This is a genomic window from Pseudomonas sp. Z3-8 (genome assembly GCF_051131975.1).
Taxonomy (GTDB): Bacteria; Pseudomonadota; Gammaproteobacteria; order Pseudomonadales; family Pseudomonadaceae; genus Aquipseudomonas.
Window position 1 is genome coordinate 5,858,198 of the sequence record NZ_CP071643.1, and the last position, 16,803, is coordinate 5,875,000.

A 16,803-nucleotide genomic window follows, 5' to 3' on the forward strand; every position below is an offset into this window, starting at 1 on the left:
TCAGACGCAAGAGATCAGAGGTTCGGGTTAACGACCAGAAAATTTTTCATGCACTTGTCCTGTCAGCGTCGGCAGATAGCATCAGCGAGACGGAATGGCCCGCAGGTCATCGGCGATGAAACGGCTCAGCTGGCTGGTGTAGTACTCCTCCACATCGGAATTGCCCCGTTTCGTGAGGGCTCCAGCGATGCCTTTCATGGCGTGAAATTGCCCGATCGCGCCGGCCGGCATCAGCCCCTCGCGAGCCTGGGCGAAATGCAGCACCTCGGCGCCGGCCTTCTTTACCTGGACCCGGTAGCTGAAGTCGACACTGGCAAGGTACGTACCGTCGGCAACGATACTGTTCATCAAACCACCTTGGGTGTCCTGGATACGGCGGGCGTAGACGGCGTTGATATCCAGCAGGTAGTCAGCGCTTTCCTTGCTGGAGGCGTAGCGATTGCCGTCGAGCAAGCGCACGATCAGGTCGGTGTGCAGCTTGTCACGGACTTTTTCGTCGGGCAGGAAACGTTCGTTCTTGCCGGCGACCTCTACGTTGAACGTGTCGATCCAGTATGTGGCGGTTTGGGGAATCGCCACCGGCGCAGGAGAAATGTAGTAGTCCGGCTTGGACGCGCAGCCCGCCATAAGCAAGATGGCGAGGAAGGTGGCAAAAACGCGCATGAGATTCGTCCCTGAAAAGAAGTGATGCCAAAATGGTGGCGCCATTTTAAGGACGACGGTGGGATTCTCAAGCGGTTTTTCCTTTTACGCGGCGCAGGATCAAGACTCACAGGCCAGAGAGGGCCGCAGGATCTTTGCCTGCCGCCTCGGAAAATAAGCCGCCGCCCCTACTCCCACCGCGCCCATCACCACGCAATACGCCACGCAAACCCACGGGCTCCACGGCACCAGCGCAATCAACAACAACGGCGTCATGCTGGCCCAGAGTGCATAAGCGATGTTGTAGGTGAAGGAGATACCGGACACGCGAATCTTCGGCGGGAACAGGCTGACCATCACCGAAGGCACCGCGCCGACCACGCCGCAACCCAGGCCGGCCACGGCGTAGGCCAGGCCCAGCCAGTCGCTGCCGCTGATCAGGCTGGCATAGAGCACGGCGATGCCCAGCGGCAACAGCAGGCTATAGAGCATGACGGTGCGCCAGGCGCCGATGCGGTCGACGACGAGGCCGGCCAGGACGCAGCCGATGTTCAGGAAAACGATGCCGAGGCTGCTCAGGGCAAACGTGTGGCTGGGGGTCAGGCCGAAGCTTTTCTGCATCACTGTGGGGGTGATGACCACAAAGACCACCACGGCGGAAGTCAGTACGCAGGTAAGAATGGCGGCGGGCAGCAAGGCATGCCGATGGTCGCGAAAAACCGTGCGCAGCGGCAGCTCCGTCGCGCCTTCGCGATTGGCTTGCAGGGCCAAGAAAATCGGCGTTTCGCTCAGCCAGCGGCGCAGCCAGACGCCGATCACGCCGAATATCCCGCCCAGCAGGAACGGCAAGCGCCACGCGTAGTCGAGGATTTCGGTCGGGGTGAAGATCCGCGCCAGCGCCGTGGCGGTCAAGGCGCCGAGCAAGTAGCCGAAGGTCAAGCCCGCCTGGAGAAAGCCCAAGGCATAGCCGCGATGCCGCAACGGCGCGTGTTCGGCCACGAATACCCAGGCACTCGGCACCTCCCCGCCCACCGCCGCGCCTTGCAGGATGCGCAGCGCCAACAACAGCAACGGGGCGAAATAGCCGATTTGCGCATAGGTCGGCAGTACACCAATGAGCAGACACGGCAACGCCATCATCAGGATGCTCAGGCTGAAGACACGCTTGCGGCCCAGGCGATCGGCAAAGTGCGCCATGAGTATCCCGCCCAGGGGACGCGCCAGATAGCCGGTGGCAAAAATCCCGAAGCTCTGTAGCAGGCGCAGCCACTCGGGCATTTCCGGCGGGAAGAACAGTTGGCTGAGGGTCAGGGCGAAAAAAACGAAAATGATGAAGTCGTAGATTTCCAGCGCGCCGCCGAGGGCGGCGAGGCCCAGGGTCTTGTAGTCGGAGCGGCTGAACCGCGCGCCTGGCAAATGATGGGTGGCAGTCATAGGCATGTTTGGAAAAATGGTTGGAAGAAGGCGTCGGATCAGGCAGCGGGACCCTTGTCCACGGGCTGCGCCGACGGTTGGCCTGGCTCGGCGTCTACGGCCTCGTCAGCGGGCAGAAAATCCTTGCGGCTCTGGGCGATGGCCCGGCGTATTTCGTCGCCCTTGGTGGGGCAGTTCTTGAGGCGGGCGATGCCGTCGGTTTGCTGCGTCATCGCCATCCTCCGGTATGAGTGAACAGGCGCCGATAGTGCTCGCTTTTGGCGCTCGATGCCAACTTACGTGACGATTGGGCCAGCCGGTCAGCGGTGGTAGCGGCGCACCACGCTGCTGTTGCGCAGTACGTGGCCTTTGAGTTTTTCCATCAACTGGGCGCGTGTGAGACCGGCGGGCAATGCGTCGGGTGGCAGGTCCAGGGCGAATATCTGGATCAGGTAGTGATGAGCGCTGTCGCCAACGGGTGGGCACGGACCGATGTAGCCGTGAGTGTCCTTGCTGTTGATGCCGCTCATGCCTTCCAGGGTGGATTTGGTACCCGCGCCCGCCGGGATCTGTCGGGTGCTGGCCTTGATCCCGTAATGGACCCAGTGGTCGACGCCCTGCCCGCGCTGGCCATCGGGATCGAGCATGACGATGGCATAGCTGAGGGTGCCAGGCGGGCCGGCGTTCCAGCTCAGCGCCGGAGAAATATTCTTGCCGCCGCAGGTGTTCGCGTCGCTCGCGGCGGCGGCAGTGAAGAGGCGGTCGTCCGACACACCGGGAATGCTCAGGGTGAAACGCTCTTCGGCCTGGACAACCCCTTGCGCGCACAGCACGAGGGTGACGGCCGCGAGCCAGGAGGAAAGGGAGGTCAATCGAGTCATACCGGGCACCTTAATTCGATTCAGGCCATGGACGGCCTGCGAACTATAGCCGCAGCGCCGGCCCGGTTGCAGTGACAATTATGCTGAACCTCGTTGCACTCCCCTGACTCGAACGGGAAACGCCTGTCGGAGAACGACCATGCCCATGCATCAAGTCGCCCGCCTCGCTGATGTGCGAGAGGACCGCGGCCTCGAAGTGACCCTCAACGAAACGCCCGTCCTGCTGCTGCGGGCTGGCGGACAGGTCCGAGCTTTCCAAGGCAAATGCCCGCATGCCGGGGCGCCGCTGGCCGAGGGCGCGGTGTGTCACGGCAGGCTGATCTGCCCGTGGCACAAGGCCGCGTTCCGTGCCGAAGACGGCGCCCTGTGCGAGCCGCCGGCCCTCGACAGCCTGCAGCGTTATCACGTCGAGCTGCGGGGCGATGAAGTATGGGTCGATGAGCAACCACTGCCAGCCGAAAAAATCCCTCCCGCCGATGACCCGCGCACCTTCGTCATCGTCGGCGCCGGAGCGGCCGGCACGGCTTGCGCGGCGGCGCTGCGCGAGAAGGGTTTCGGTGGCCGGATCCAGATGATCGACCGCGAAGCCGAGGCCGGTTATGACCGCACCGTACTAAGCAAATACGTGTTGGCCGGTGACATGGCCGCAGAAAAGACGCCGGCCTTGCGCGATGAAACCTACTTCACCCGGCAACGCATCGAAAGGCGCAACGGCGAAGTGGCCGGTCTCGACATCAGCGCGCGCCAGATTCATCTCGCCGACGGTCAACGCCTGGACTATGACGCACTGCTCATCGCCACCGGTGGAGTGCCCAGGACGCCAGACATACCCGGCCTCGACTTGCCCAATGTGTTCACCCTGCGCTCTTTGGCCGATACCCGGCAGATCCTCGACCGTGCCCAGCCGGGGCAGCGAGCGGTGATTATCGGCGACAGCTTCATCGCCATGGAAGTCGCCTCGTCCCTGCGCAAACGTGAACTGAGCGTGACCGTCCTGGCCCGCCACCCGGTCCCGTTCGCCGCGCAGTTTGGCGACAGCATCGGCAAGGCGATCCTGGCCCGACACCGGGCCAATGGTGTGGTCTATCACAGCGAGGGCGAAGCGGCGCGGATCGAAGGTGCGGAAAAGGTTGAAGCCGTGGTGCTGGATAACGGTCAGCGTTTCGCAGCGGACCTGGTCATCATCGGTGTGGGCGTGCGCCCGGCGACCGAGCCGTTCGCCGATCTGCCACGGGAAAAAGATCAATCACTGATCGCTGACGACGGCATGCGCGTCGCCGATGGCGTCTGGGCCGTTGGCGATATCGCCACCTTTCCCCTCAACGGCCAACCCCGGCGCATTGAACATTGGCGCCTGGCCCAGCAACAGGCACGCATCGCCGCAACGAACATGCTCGGCGGTGAGGAACACTACCTGGATGTGCCGTTCTTCTGGACGTACCACTTCGGCAAACGCTACGACTACCTCGGTCATGCCGAGGAATGGGACGAGGTGCAATTCAAGGGCATGCCTGAGCATCCTCCGTTCATCGCTCTGCTCGGCAAGGACGGTCTCGTTGCCGCCGTCGTGGCCTGCGATGAAGGCCGGGCCATGGCGGCGCTGGCCCAGCGCATGAAGCAACCGCTGCCGGTGGATGAGGCCTGGCGGCTGGTCCGGGATTTTTCGGTGTAGCTTGCTCCAGACACAACACAAACCTGTGGGAGCGAGCCTGCTCGCGATGGCGTCCTATCAGTCGGCATCAGTGCTGCCTGGTACTCCGCTATCGCGAGCAGGCTCGCTCCCACAGGTGTCTTGCGTTGCTACGCAGAATGATCAGCCGGCAGATGAATCACCTGCGGCCGGTCCAGCGGTGCCAGGGGCGGCGGTTGCAAGTCCGGGCTCAGCAGATGGAAGTGCGGCACTACGTGGCTGATGTCGCCATCGGGGTTGTTATGGATGATTTTGGAGCCAGGCTGGCGCAACGTTTCCAGTCGTTCGTCAGTCAGCTTGAAACTTGCGCTCAGACCTTGGTCATCCACCGCAGGCCTCGGCAGCCGACGCTGGGCGAAGCTGCGGCTTTTGCGCTGTTGATAACGCGCCCAGGTGATCAGGATGATTGCGTTGACCAGCGCGATCCAGCCATAGATCTGCAAGGTTCCCAGGGTATCGAACAGCGAACCACCCAGGCGCGGCCCGGCATGGCTGTCGAACAACGGCCAGAGCCCATTGACCAGCAGATACAACAGCCCAACCCACGCCAGCACGGTAAAGAGCACATCGATGACCACCAGAAAAGGCCGCTGCCGGGTCCTGATAATTTTCATCGGATCACTTCCTCTTCTTCGTCATCGAACGGCTTGATCCCGCGATCCGGGCTAACCCAGCGCGCACGTTTCTGATGCTGCCCGAACAGCACCTTGGGGAAGCTCACCAGGGTGGTGAACAGGCTGATCAACCAGAACACCAACGGGTACCAGACCACCCAGAACATGATGTGCCACAGGCCTTTTTCGTAGCGACGGTCGATCAGGATGCTCACCGCGAACTGCATCAGGCACACCACCGCCAGCAACAGCCCGGTGAAGGCCGGCGGCATGAGGTGGTCCACCGCGATGGCGGCGGGCATCTCGATGAATTTGCCGGCACCCCAGAAGATCACCGACAGCAGGAAGGTGAACGCCCAACCGGTGGACAGGCAGTATTCGAACAGCAGCGGCCACAGGTAACGGTGGCGGTATTGCCAGATGCCGCGGATGTTCTTGAACAGCACTTCGGCACCGCCCTGGGCCCAGCGCAGCCGTTGCCGCCACAGGCCGCGCAGGGTTTCGGGCATGAGGATCCAGCACAACGCACGGGGTTCGTAGAAAATGCTCCAGTGGTCCAGTTGCAGCTTCCAGCTGATGTCGATGTCCTCGGTGATCATGTCCGGGCTCCAGTAGCCGACCCGGTGCAGCGCTGTGCGACGGAAGGCGACGATCACGCCGGACACGGTGAAGATCCGTCCGAAGACCCGCTGGGTACGCTTGATCAAGCCGATGATCGAGGAAAACTCACCGACCTGGACCCGACCCACCAATGTTGAACGGGTGCGAATGCGCGGGTTGCCTGTCACCGCGCCGAGGCGGGCGTTGTCGAGCATCGGCGCCACCAGGTAGGCGCAGGTATTCGGTGCCAGCAGCGCGTCGCCGTCAATGCACACCAGGTATTCGCTGCGTGCAGCGATGGCGCCCATGCGCAGGGCTACGGCCTTGCCCTGGTTTTCCGCCAGGTGCAGCACACGCAAGCGCGGGTCTTCGGCGGCCAGTCGGTCCAGCACCTCGGCGGTGTTGTCCTTGGAGCCGTCGTTGATGGCGATCACCTCGATGTTCGGATAGTGCTGGCCCAGCGCTGCGTGAATCGTGTCGGCAACATTGTCGCCTTCGTTGAAGCACGGGATCAGGATGCTGATCAGCGGTTCGCCGGCCAGGGGCGGCGGCAAGGTGTCGTCTTTCCACGGCCAGTGGCGCTCCCAGTGCAGCCAGAAATACAGGCCGCCGGCGATCCACAGCCCGGACATGAACAGCGGATAGAAGAACACGAAGTCCATCAGGAATTGCCCAGTGACCAGGAAGATCAGGCCGAGGGGCACCCCAAGGACGATCGCCAACACCAGGACGGCGAGCAGTCTGTCGAGCATGTCAAGGATTCCACTTGTTGGAGAGCGCAGGCCGCACGGCTTTCACGGCAGGCTGGTCTTCGATGAAGTTGTCCGGGTAGTAGCCGAAACTGGTCACGCCCTGGCGCTTGAGGCGCCCCATCCAGTCGGCCAGTTGTTCGCCTTCGATGTCGGCCACCGGCTGGCTGTGCCAGTCGCGCGCTTGCAGTTCGAATACGGTGCGCTTGAGTGCACCGGGGCGAGCCTTGACGGTTTCCACCAGCCGTTCGAGCCAGGGCCCGGATTGCTCGCGGGTCTGCTTTTCCATCAACGGCATGGCCATCGGAGCCGTCCAATCGTAGGCGCCGAGGAAGTCATCGAGGTTCTGGGCGAACCAGGCCTCGCTCTGCGGGTTGAGCATCGGCTCGGCAAAGATATTGCGCGCCGTGCGCACCTCCGGACCACGAATTGCCCGGACCTTGGCCGTGAGTTCGGCGGTGAAGTCGATCAGGTAGCGGCTCTTGAAACGGGTCCAGCGCTGCATGGCCGCCGGGTCGTCGCGCAGAGCGGCGATGGAGGTCGGCAAGCCGTTGGCCGCATAGACTTTCATCGCGGCTGGGCCGGCATCCTCGAAGTCGGAGAACACCGCGTCGTCATGGTACAGAACGCCGTCCACCGAACTCATCCGCGCCAGGTCTTCGTAGATTTCGCCGATGACCTTGCGCACGTTCGGGTCGAAGGGCGACAGGCGTACGTACTGGTCCGGGGCGACGCCAATCTTGCCGGTTTCAGGATCCCAGCGCTGTACACGCGGCAACTTCGGGTCCAGGGCAAAACTGAGCACCGGCATCCAGGCATACACCTTCACGTTGGCCCGGGTGCGCAATTGCCATGCGACCCGATCGAACAGATCGGCGCGTACCGGCAGATGCCGATTGGGGAAGTACAGCGAATGGACCAGGCCATCGCCCTTCGGGTCGGCAAAAGCTTGCAGGAAGACGGTGTTCGCGCCCAGATCGTAGATACGCTGGACCAGCTTGCCGACGTTGACCTCCTGCTGCACAGGGTCCGGATCGTAGACGTAATCCAGATCGACGTGGACCACCCGCATCGGGTCCATGGTCTGCACCGAGACGATGCTTTCGGCGAAGTGAGCACCGTCCGGATCGGAAGCCACCAGAAAACGCGGGCCGCTCATCAGGTTATCGAGGCTGTCGAGACCGTCTTCCAGGGTCAGCGCCATCTGGTAGCCCTGGCTGCCAATCACCTGCAACGCAGTGCCGTCCGCCTCGCCGTATGGCCAGACCCAGACGCGCGGACTGTAGCCGGTGACTTTGCGGATCTTCTCGGAAATGGCTGCCACATCCTTGCGCAGACGCGCCTGGAAATCGGCTTCCGCTTCATAGCGACCGGTAGCCGGATCGTAGCGCCGCGTGGTCGCCGCCGGCTGCTGGTTGCCTTGCGGGTTGGCGAGTACGCCTTTGTGATTGGCATCGGTGTGGGCGGCGATTTCCACCAGGCCCGATTTCGACACCTCGCGAATCTGCTCCCAGGTCAGGAACTCGGAACGCTTGCGTGGCACGCCGGCAAAATCCACCGGTTGATTCAGCGGCGTGTCGATCCAACTGCCGACCGGAGCAAGGATGGCCGGCCAGTTATAGGCGCGCAGAATGGGCATGACGCGGGTGTAAAAGCTTGAGTAGCCGTCGTCGAAACTCAGCAGTACCGCGCGCGGTGGCAGTTCGGGGCCGCCGTTGCGGGCAGCGATGATCTGGTCGATCGTGACCGGCTGATAATTGTTTTCCCGCAGCCAGGCCAATTGCTCGATCAGGCGCTCGGTGCGCACGGCCACCAAGGCTTGGTCGGGGTCGCGGTCTTCGACGTCGTGGTAGGCAATACCAAGCACGTGGTTTTTCGGCCACGGCGCATCGTTGGCCATCACCGGCCGTTGCGCAGGCGGGGCAAACGCCGGGGCTTGCTGGGCACAAGCGCTGATCAGCAAGACTCCCAGCAGAAGGATGAATCGCGAAATGACAGGCATTTTCAAACTCTTCTAGAAGCGGTAGGTGAGGTCGACAAGCAGGCGCAGATCGCTTTCACGATCGCCGTCGTAGGGGCGGTTGAGCCAGCTCAGCGCGGCCCCGGCTTCAAGCACATCGTTCCAGAGCAGACGCTGGCCGTAGCTAAGCAACCCCATGGCACCGGTGCTGTAGTCACTCTGGCTGTAGGTGCCGGCACCCGCCTGGAACTGCTGGCTCCAGGTGGTTTCGTAGCGGCGATACAACACGTGATTGGCGCTCACGGTCGGCATGACGCTGAAGTCCGATTTCGGATTGAAGTACGGCACTTCATTCGAGCCGCTGTTGCGACTGGCACCGACTTCCAGGCCCAGCTCCACTTGTAGCCTCGGAGCGCTGTAGATGCCCTCGCGGCCGGTCAGCAAGGTCTCGAGGCGGTTGTTGCCATCGCTGAAGTGGGACGGGCTGACAGCCAGCCGCCACTCGCGGCTTTCATTGGCCCGCCAGCGGACGAAACCGCTTCCACCATTGGCGCGAATCCCGCTGTTGAGAGCCCGCAACGGAGTGTTGGCCGAGAGGTAATCCAGGCTGCCACCGTACTGCCAGTGATCATTGATGTCCCGGGCCACGGCTACTCGCGCGCCCTGTTTGTCACCGGAACCATACGAATGGTTGGAGACTTCCGCCTCCAGGGTCATGTCGCGGGTACGCCGCTCCACTCCCAGACGCTGCCAGCGATGGTGGCCGGTGCCTTCCTCGAAGTCGCCGGTTGCGTAACCGGCACCGCCGAACAGCCGCCAGTCTTCATCGATGGGCGGGCTGTAGAGCAAGGTCTCGATACCAAAATCGCGGCTGCCGGTCACCGCGCCAGCGTCGCCATTGCCGCCACCGTAGCTCTTGCCGGTGTAGGCCTCGATGCGCAGTTCAGCCATGTCATGGACGTCACGCTGGCGTTGCAGGCGCTTGACGTGAGCGTTCTCGGGATAGCGGGCGACGACGTCATCGGTAAGCGCATCCATTTGCCGCCATTCCTGCAGATCCATGGCGGCGCGGGCCTGGGCGACTTCCAAGTCGCGATTGCGCGGCGTCGTGGCCTCGACTTCCTTGAGCAGGCTTTCCGAACGTCGCGGCCATTCACGTGCCTGGTACAAATCGGCCTGGGCCAGGCGCAAGCCGATATTGCCGGGCCCGTGGTAGACCAGAGCGTCCAGGCGCGCCTCGGCGGTAGGCAGATCGGCGCCGTAGGTACCTGCTTGAGCGGCCAGGAGCTGCGCGTCCATCCACTCGTCGTTGGGATTGCCGATCGGCAGCCCCTTGAGCTCCACGCGGGCCGGCTGTGCTTTCGCCAGGTCTTCGGCCAGTGCGCGGGCCTCCTCGGATTTTTCGCTTTCCAGCAAGGCGTAGTAGAGCGCAGTGCTGTCTTCGAAGCGGTCCGCAGGATCTGCATCCGGTGCAATCAGCACGCGGCGGTACAGATCGACGGCGATCTCCGGTTCACGTTGCTCCAGATAGGAAGACGCCACCCAGCGCAGCGCGTAGGTTGGAATGCTGACCCCTTCAGCGACCAGCTTCTGGTACTCGGCGATCACCTCGGCCCGGCGAGCCCGGGCGTTGAGGGCGCCCATGCGGTCGATCCGCCAGCGCAAGACATCATCGTGGGCCTCGGCCACCGGAGTCCAGGTGGCGAGCAGTTTGTCGTAGTCCGCCAGCGCGCGATCGGCAATGACAAAACGTTCTGTTTCGCTGCGACTGGCCATATCCGCCAGGCGCACCCGCTCGGCCGCCACATCGCCTTCGAGCCTGCGCTGCACGCCACGATCGATCAGGCCGGGCTGAAGCCGGGCCAGGCGCAGGGCCGGCTCAGGCAAACGGGCGCGTTGCAGGGCGTAGACGTACTCGCGGGCGACTTCAGGCTTGTTGCTGCCGGCACGGGTGAACGCCTGGTCGTATTCGAAAAGCGCTTCGTGGGGATTGTCCGTACGCGTCAGCGCATAACCCAAGGCCAACCGGCGCATCGGATCTTCTGGCTTGGCGGCAACGAGGGCCCTGGCGCGGTTGACGGCTTCATCTGGCTTGCCGGCATCGGCCTGGGTCAAGGCCAGGCCTAGTTGCAGATCGGGGTTCTGCGGATCTATCGCCAACGCCCGGCGATACAACTCGACCGCCGGATCCCAGCGCTTGAGGTTGCGATAGGAGCGAGCAGCTGCGGTCAGCGCCTGAACTGGAAGGTCGCGGTAGCGGCCCTGGGTTTCGTAGACTTTCACCACCTCGGCATCAAGACCGGCCCAACTGGCGATCTGCAGATGGTCACTGATCTGTGCGGTGCTGGCCTGGCCAACCGGCACCTGGCGCAATACGGACAACGCGGGCGTGTAATGCCCCGCGCGGGCGTCGAGCACCATCTGGTCATAAGCGGTATCGGCAAACGCCGCCACCGACCAGCACAATTGGCTGCACAGCGCGACGCGAAACAACGGGCGCAAACCGAGTTGAATAAGAGGACCCACAGGCATTCGTCAGCATCCTTACATGGCCAGCCGGGTCGCAGTGCCCCCTTGCCCATCAAACAGAAGGCCGGATCAAAGGAACCCAGCCAAGCTCTAACGGGCCTATTTTTGCACTCCGTGGCGGGTCATCTTCCAGATCGCCATAATTCTTCAGAATCCATGCAGATTTCAGCGCGGCATTTTCAACGGACAAAAAAAACCGGCCCGTGCACAGGGCACGGACCGGTCTTCGGATGTTGCGTGGGACCAGTTACTGAATGGCGACACCGCCGCCCAGCTTGTTCATCACAAACGCGGTGAACTGTTCGACGGTCATCTTCTGGCCGTTGAAGTCGACCTGATTGTTGGCGTAGTGCAGATTGGTAACCACATCATTGCCTTCAAGCTTCGCCAGCTCCGTGCCTACCGCCATGGCGCTGAACATATCGCTGGTGGCAGTCGCCTGGTCGGCGATCAGTTTTGCGTCGGTCTGGCCTTCCATCTGCGCTTGCACGGTCAGGAGATCCACCAGCATTGGCTTGGAAACCTTCACCTTGAAGTCCAGCAGAGCGAGCAACTGGCGGCCCAGCTCATCGGGTGGCAGGTCCATGGACTGCGGCTTGGCCAGATCGACAACCAGGCTCGCGCGGCTTTCGCCGTTAGCGGTATTGAACGAGAGGTTCTCCAGGGCCACTTGCGGGGCGCCAGCCAGGAGTTTTTCCAGGTCAGCTTTGACCTGCGCTTCTTCTGCCTCGGTGAGGTTCAGCTCTGGAGCCGGCTCGCCCGCTTCAGCGGCCTCGGCAGCTGCCTTTTCGTAGGGTTGCAGCTTGGCCTGGTAGACCTGCATCAGCGACATGGTGGCAGGGATGTCCAGGTTCTTCAGGCTGACCGCCATCTGTGCAGAACCGATGACCTTGTCATTGAACGACAACTCGCCGATCTTGTAATCAGCGCGTCCCGAAGCACTGGTGCCGTTCTCGGAGCTGTTGTTCTTCATCTCGAAGTTTTTCAGGCCCAATACCGATTTCGGCTCGCCGAAGGTGGTCTTGCTGTTGCTCAGCAGCAGGGTGTTGTCGCCCTTGTAGTAGCCATAGGTGCTCTTGGTCAGGTTGCTGGCCAATGTCAGGCCACTGAACTCTACCTGAACCGGCGTCTGATCTTCGGCGACGGTGGTCAACTTGAAGCTGTCCATGTAGCCGTCGGCCTTGATCTTCTCAGCCTGGGCGCTGGCGGCCACATCGATTTTCAGGCCGGAGAAGATCAGCTGGGATTGCTCATCCAGCTTGGTATCCAGAGGCAGCAATTCGAACGTGCCGTTGGTGGATTGATCGTAACCGAGATTGAAGACGCCTTTGAGAGGCGATTTATCCTTGGCGGCAACGAACCATTTTTCGGTCAGCGGAGTCCGCTCCAGTTCGGTGTGGCTGATGGCCATGACCGGCAACCATTTGAGCGTCATCAGGCGCGAGAATGGCAGTGGACCGTGTTCGATGTTGTCGACGAACAGCAGCTCGACCGGCTCGCCGCCGAACATTTCGCCTTCACCCTTGAGACGATAACGGGCGGTACTGCTGAAGGTGCCACGGTCCAGGGAGACCAGTTCAATCGAAGCGGTGCCATTGGAACCCGCCAAAGCCGTTTGCAGTTGCTTATTGCTGTCGGCAATAGCGGTTTGCAGTACGCCTTCAAGCTTGGTGCCGGTATACCAGGCGCCACCCGCACTGATTGCACCAACAACCACAACGATTCCCAGAAGTACGCTTGCTGATTTGTTCATGAGTGATCCGATCGTGTTCCATGGTTGAAAAGAGTCGTCTTCCTTGACCCGCAAAGGGCTGTGGTACGACGCGATAAAAGTGATGGGGAGATTAGCATCAGGCAAGTCAGCAAGCCCAATGTTTAAAGGGGAAAAAGCGTGTTCTTGAGAAATGGTCTACGAATATTCGACTTCGATCTCGTCAAGTTGATGATCGAAGGTCTTGAGGCGTGCTGTCCAGGTGTAGACCAACACTTCGAAATCTCGATTGATTACTGCCGCACCCGATGAATCGTCACGCCCATCGTAGAAGTCCAATTGATAGCGCTCCCGAGCCATCGCGTTGGCCACATCGCACAGCTCGCGGGCATTGTTGAGCCAATGCCAGTCGTCTTGCGCGACTTGCTTGTCCAGGGCGGCGCATTGAGTTTTCAGTGCCTCGAGGCTTTTCTCCAGCGGAGTGCCGGTGAGCTCACCCATGACTTCTTGAAACGTGCGTCCAGGCTGCCAATAGCTGCCCCAGAAATAACGGTCGAATACCGTTTCAACCCGGCGCAGCGCAACCTTGGTATCCCAGATCAAGACCAGTGTCTTGCCTTGCACAAGCTGCTTCTTCTTGATGCGCTGGCCTTGGAGAGAAGCCCAGGCGACGATTGCGACAGAAATGACAGCGATCAGCGCAGCCGCGCTATCCAGGAAAATCAGTGCCTTGTCGATATGGTGAGTCAGCATGACGCCATAGAAGTAGGTGGCCGATAGCAGCACCAAGGCCGCGACAGCGCACCAGAAGCCGGGAGCATAAGGGTTTTTCATTATTGGAATCCCCATGACCAGTCACGTCGCGGGCTGTTGCTGCCAACGCCCGACAACCAAAGCATAGCAACGGCCTGGGGGTTTGCCGGGGGGTGGCGTCAATTAGGACGGCGATCCGATTATCGGCTCCGAAAACGACAAAACCCCTGTCTGCATTGGCAGACAGGGGTTCTGGAATTCAATCTTGACGATGACCTACTCTCACATGGGGAAACCCCACACTACCATCGGCGATGCATCGTTTCACTTCTGAGTTCGGGATGGGATCAGGTGGTTCCGATGCTCTATGGTCGTCAAGAAATTCGGTAACCAACCCGTTCAGGAACAACGTGTCGGTGAAAATCGAAGACTTCTACTAAAACAAAACCCCTACCTGCGTCAGCAGATAGGGGTTTCGGAATTTAATCTTGACGATGACCTACTCTCACATGGGGAAACCCCACACTACCATCGGCGATGCATCGTTTCACTTCTGAGTTCGGGATGGGATCAGGTGGTTCCAATGCTCTATGGTCGTCAAGAAATTCGGTAGCCAGCGCGTGCCTTGCGGTCACGTTCCAGCGAATGGGTATGCGATAGTTTGTGGGTTTTGACTCGAACTTTCGGTTCATTGCGTCTTCACACACCGCAATCTGGCCTCTTTCGAGTCTACAGATTGCTTGGGTGTTATATGGTCAAGCCTCACGGGCAATTAGTACAGGTTAGCTCAACGCCTCACAGCGCTTACACACCCTGCCTATCAACGTCGTAGTCTTCGACGGCCCTTCAGGGGACTCAAGGTCCCAGTGAGATCTCATCTTGAGGCAAGTTTCCCGCTTAGATGCTTTCAGCGGTTATCTTTTCCGAACATAGCTACCCGGCAATGCCACTGGCGTGACAACCGGAACACCAGAGGTTCGTCCACTCCGGTCCTCTCGTACTAGGAGCAGCCCCTCTCAAATCTCAAACGTCCACGGCAGATAGGGACCGAACTGTCTCACGACGTTCTAAACCCAGCTCGCGTACCACTTTAAATGGCGAACAGCCATACCCTTGGGACCGGCTTCAGCCCCAGGATGTGATGAGCCGACATCGAGGTGCCAAACACCGCCGTCGATATGAACTCTTGGGCGGTATCAGCCTGTTATCCCCGGAGTACCTTTTATCCGTTGAGCGATGGCCCTTCCATACAGAACCACCGGATCACTAAGACCTACTTTCGTACCTGCTCGACGTGTCTGTCTCGCAGTCAAGCGCGCTTTTGCCTTTATACTCTACGACCGATTTCCGACCGGTCTGAGCGCACCTTCGTACTCCTCCGTTACTCTTTAGGAGGAGACCGCCCCAGTCAAACTACCCACCATACACTGTCCTCGATCCGGATAACGGACCTGAGTTAGAACCTCAAAGTTGCCAGGGTGGTATTTCAAGGATGGCTCCACGCAGACTGGCGTCCACGCTTCAAAGCCTCCCACCTATCCTACACAAGCAAATTCAAAGTCCAGTGCAAAGCTATAGTAAAGGTTCACGGGGTCTTTCCGTCTAGCCGCGGATACACTGCATCTTCACAGCGATTTCAATTTCACTGAGTCTCGGGTGGAGACAGCGCCGCCATCGTTACGCCATTCGTGCAGGTCGGAACTTACCCGACAAGGAATTTCGCTACCTTAGGACCGTTATAGTTACGGCCGCCGTTTACCGGGGCTTCGATCAAGAGCTTCGCGTTAGCTAACCCCATCAATTAACCTTCCGGCACCGGGCAGGCGTCACACCCTATACGTCCACTTTCGTGTTTGCAGAGTGCTGTGTTTTTAATAAACAGTCGCAGCGGCCTGGTATCTTCGACCGGCGTGGGCTTACGCAGCAAGTGCTTCACCCTCACCGGCGCACCTTCTCCCGAAGTTACGGTGCCATTTTGCCTAGTTCCTTCACCCGAGTTCTCTCAAGCGCCTTGGTATTCTCTACCCAACCACCTGTGTCGGTTTGGGGTACGGTTCCTGGTTACCTGAAGCTTAGAAGCTTTTCTTGGAAGCATGGCATCAACCACTTCGTCACCCAAAGGGTAACTCGTCATCAGCTCTCGGCCTTAAGATCCCGGATTTACCTAAGATCTCAGCCTACCACCTTAAACTTGGACAACCAACGCCAAGCTGGCCTAGCCTTCTCCGTCCCTCCATCGCAATAACCAGAAGTACAGGAATATTAACCTGTTTTCCATCGACTACGCTTTTCAGCCTCGCCTTAGGGACCGACTAACCCTGCGTCGATTAACGTTGCGCAGGAAACCTTGGTCTTTCGGCGTGGGTGTTTTTCACACCCATTGTCGTTACTCATGTCAGCATTCGCACTTCTGATACCTCCAGCAAGCTTCTCAACTCACCTTCACAGGCTTACAGAACGCTCCTCTACCGCATCACTTGCGTGATACCCGTAGCTTCGGTGTATGGTTTGAGCCCCGTTACATCTTCCGCGCAGGCCGACTCGACTAGTGAGCTATTACGCTTTCTTTAAAGGGTGGCTGCTTCTAAGCCAACCTCCTAGCTGTCTAAGCCTTCCCACATCGTTTCCCACTTAACCATAACTTTGGGACCTTAGCTGACGGTCTGGGTTGTTTCCCTTTTCACGACGGACGTTAGCACCCGCCGTGTGTCTCCCATGCTCGGCACTTGTAGGTATTCGGAGTTTGCATCGGTTTGGTAAGTCGGGATGACCCCCTAGCCGAAACAGTGCTCTACCCCCTACAGTGATACATGAGGCGCTACCTAAATAGCTTTCGAGGAGAACCAGCTATCTCCGAGCTTGATTAGCCTTTCACTCCGATCCACAGGTCATCCGCTAACTTTTCAACGGTAGTCGGTTCGGTCCTCCAGTCAGTGTTACCTAACCTTCAACCTGCCCATGGATAGATCGCCCGGTTTCGGGTCTATTCCCAGCGACTAGACGCCCTATTAAGACTCGCTTTCGCTACGCCTCCCCTATTCGGTTAAGCTCGCCACTGAAAATAAGTCGCTGACCCATTATACAAAAGGTACGCAGTCACCCAACAAAGTGGGCTCCCACTGCTTGTACGCATACGGTTTCAGGATCTATTTCACTCCCCTCTCCGGGGTTCTTTTCGCCTTTCCCTCACGGTACTAGTTCACTATCGGTCAGTCAGTAGTATTTAGCCTTGGAGGATGGTCCCCCCATATTCAGACAAAG

At 60.0% G+C, this 16,803-nt stretch carries 11 protein-coding genes and 3 rRNA genes (1 of these 14 running past the window's edge); 1 reads left to right on the top strand and 13 read right to left on the bottom strand.

Annotation, left to right across the window (positions count from 1 at the left end):
* Nucleotides 1-81: 81 nt before the first annotated feature.
* The 4 genes from J3P94_RS26560 to J3P94_RS26575 all read right to left on the bottom strand — a co-directional run bounded on the left by J3P94_RS26560 (nt 82) and on the right by J3P94_RS26575 (nt 2,936).
* Entirely contained in the window at nt 82-663 is a 582-nt protein-coding gene (locus J3P94_RS26560; RefSeq protein ID WP_434570503.1) for a hypothetical protein, read from the bottom strand.
* 99 nt (nt 664-762) lie between these two features.
* Entirely contained in the window at nt 763-2,076 is a 1,314-nt protein-coding gene (locus J3P94_RS26565; protein ID WP_434570504.1) for an MFS transporter, read from the bottom strand.
* Nucleotides 2,077-2,114: 38 nt separating this feature from the next.
* Nucleotides 2,115-2,288, bottom strand: coding sequence for a hypothetical protein (locus J3P94_RS26570; protein WP_434570506.1), 174 nt, complete (start codon nt 2,286-2,288; stop codon nt 2,115-2,117).
* 87 nt (nt 2,289-2,375) lie between these two features.
* On the bottom strand, nt 2,376-2,936 hold the full coding sequence (locus J3P94_RS26575; protein WP_434570508.1) for a YbhB/YbcL family Raf kinase inhibitor-like protein: 561 nt from the start codon (nt 2,934-2,936) through the stop codon (nt 2,376-2,378).
* A gap of 139 nt (nt 2,937-3,075) precedes the next feature.
* On the opposite strand from J3P94_RS26575, the gene J3P94_RS26580 reads away from it, so the two are divergent.
* Complete coding sequence (locus tag J3P94_RS26580; protein WP_434570510.1) at nt 3,076-4,608, top strand: FAD-dependent oxidoreductase; 1,533 nt, start codon at nt 3,076-3,078, stop codon at nt 4,606-4,608.
* A gap of 128 nt (nt 4,609-4,736) precedes the next feature.
* Here J3P94_RS26580 and pgaD read toward each other — a convergent pair whose 3' ends face one another.
* From pgaD to J3P94_RS26625, 9 genes are all read right to left on the bottom strand, one after another.
* Nucleotides 4,737-5,240 carry a poly-beta-1,6-N-acetyl-D-glucosamine biosynthesis protein PgaD gene (pgaD, locus tag J3P94_RS26585; RefSeq protein WP_305497635.1) on the bottom strand — a complete coding sequence of 168 codons (504 nt, stop codon included), beginning with the start codon at nt 5,238-5,240 and terminating at the stop codon, nt 4,737-4,739.
* A complete protein-coding gene (gene pgaC / locus J3P94_RS26590) occupies nt 5,237-6,592 on the bottom strand; it encodes a poly-beta-1,6-N-acetyl-D-glucosamine synthase (protein ID WP_305497636.1) in 1,356 nt (451 codons plus the stop codon). The genes pgaD and pgaC overlap by 4 nt, the downstream gene beginning before the upstream one ends.
* A gap of 1 nt (nt 6,593) precedes the next feature.
* Complete coding sequence (pgaB, locus tag J3P94_RS26595; RefSeq protein WP_434570513.1) at nt 6,594-8,591, bottom strand: poly-beta-1,6-N-acetyl-D-glucosamine N-deacetylase PgaB; 1,998 nt, start codon at nt 8,589-8,591, stop codon at nt 6,594-6,596.
* Between the two features lie 12 nt (nt 8,592-8,603).
* Nucleotides 8,604-11,081, bottom strand: a complete 2,478-nt coding sequence (pgaA, locus tag J3P94_RS26600; RefSeq protein WP_434570515.1) for a poly-beta-1,6 N-acetyl-D-glucosamine export porin PgaA — start codon at nt 11,079-11,081, stop codon at nt 8,604-8,606.
* A 244-nt stretch (nt 11,082-11,325) separates the two neighbouring features.
* The gene (locus J3P94_RS26605) at nt 11,326-12,831 is read right to left on the bottom strand and encodes a YdgA family protein (protein WP_434570517.1); all 1,506 of its coding nucleotides are present in this window, start codon (nt 12,829-12,831) and stop codon (nt 11,326-11,328) included.
* Between the two features lie 156 nt (nt 12,832-12,987).
* The gene (locus J3P94_RS26610; protein WP_434570519.1) at nt 12,988-13,623 is read right to left on the bottom strand and encodes an NADH:ubiquinone oxidoreductase subunit N; all 636 of its coding nucleotides are present in this window, start codon (nt 13,621-13,623) and stop codon (nt 12,988-12,990) included.
* A 182-nt stretch (nt 13,624-13,805) separates the two neighbouring features.
* Nucleotides 13,806-13,921, bottom strand: a 5S ribosomal RNA gene (rrf, locus tag J3P94_RS26615).
* Nucleotides 13,922-14,028: 107 nt separating this feature from the next.
* Nucleotides 14,029-14,144, bottom strand: a 5S ribosomal RNA gene (gene rrf, locus J3P94_RS26620).
* A 149-nt stretch (nt 14,145-14,293) separates the two neighbouring features.
* Nucleotides 14,294-16,803: ribosomal RNA gene (locus J3P94_RS26625) — 23S ribosomal RNA — on the bottom strand; it runs 382 nt beyond the window's last position.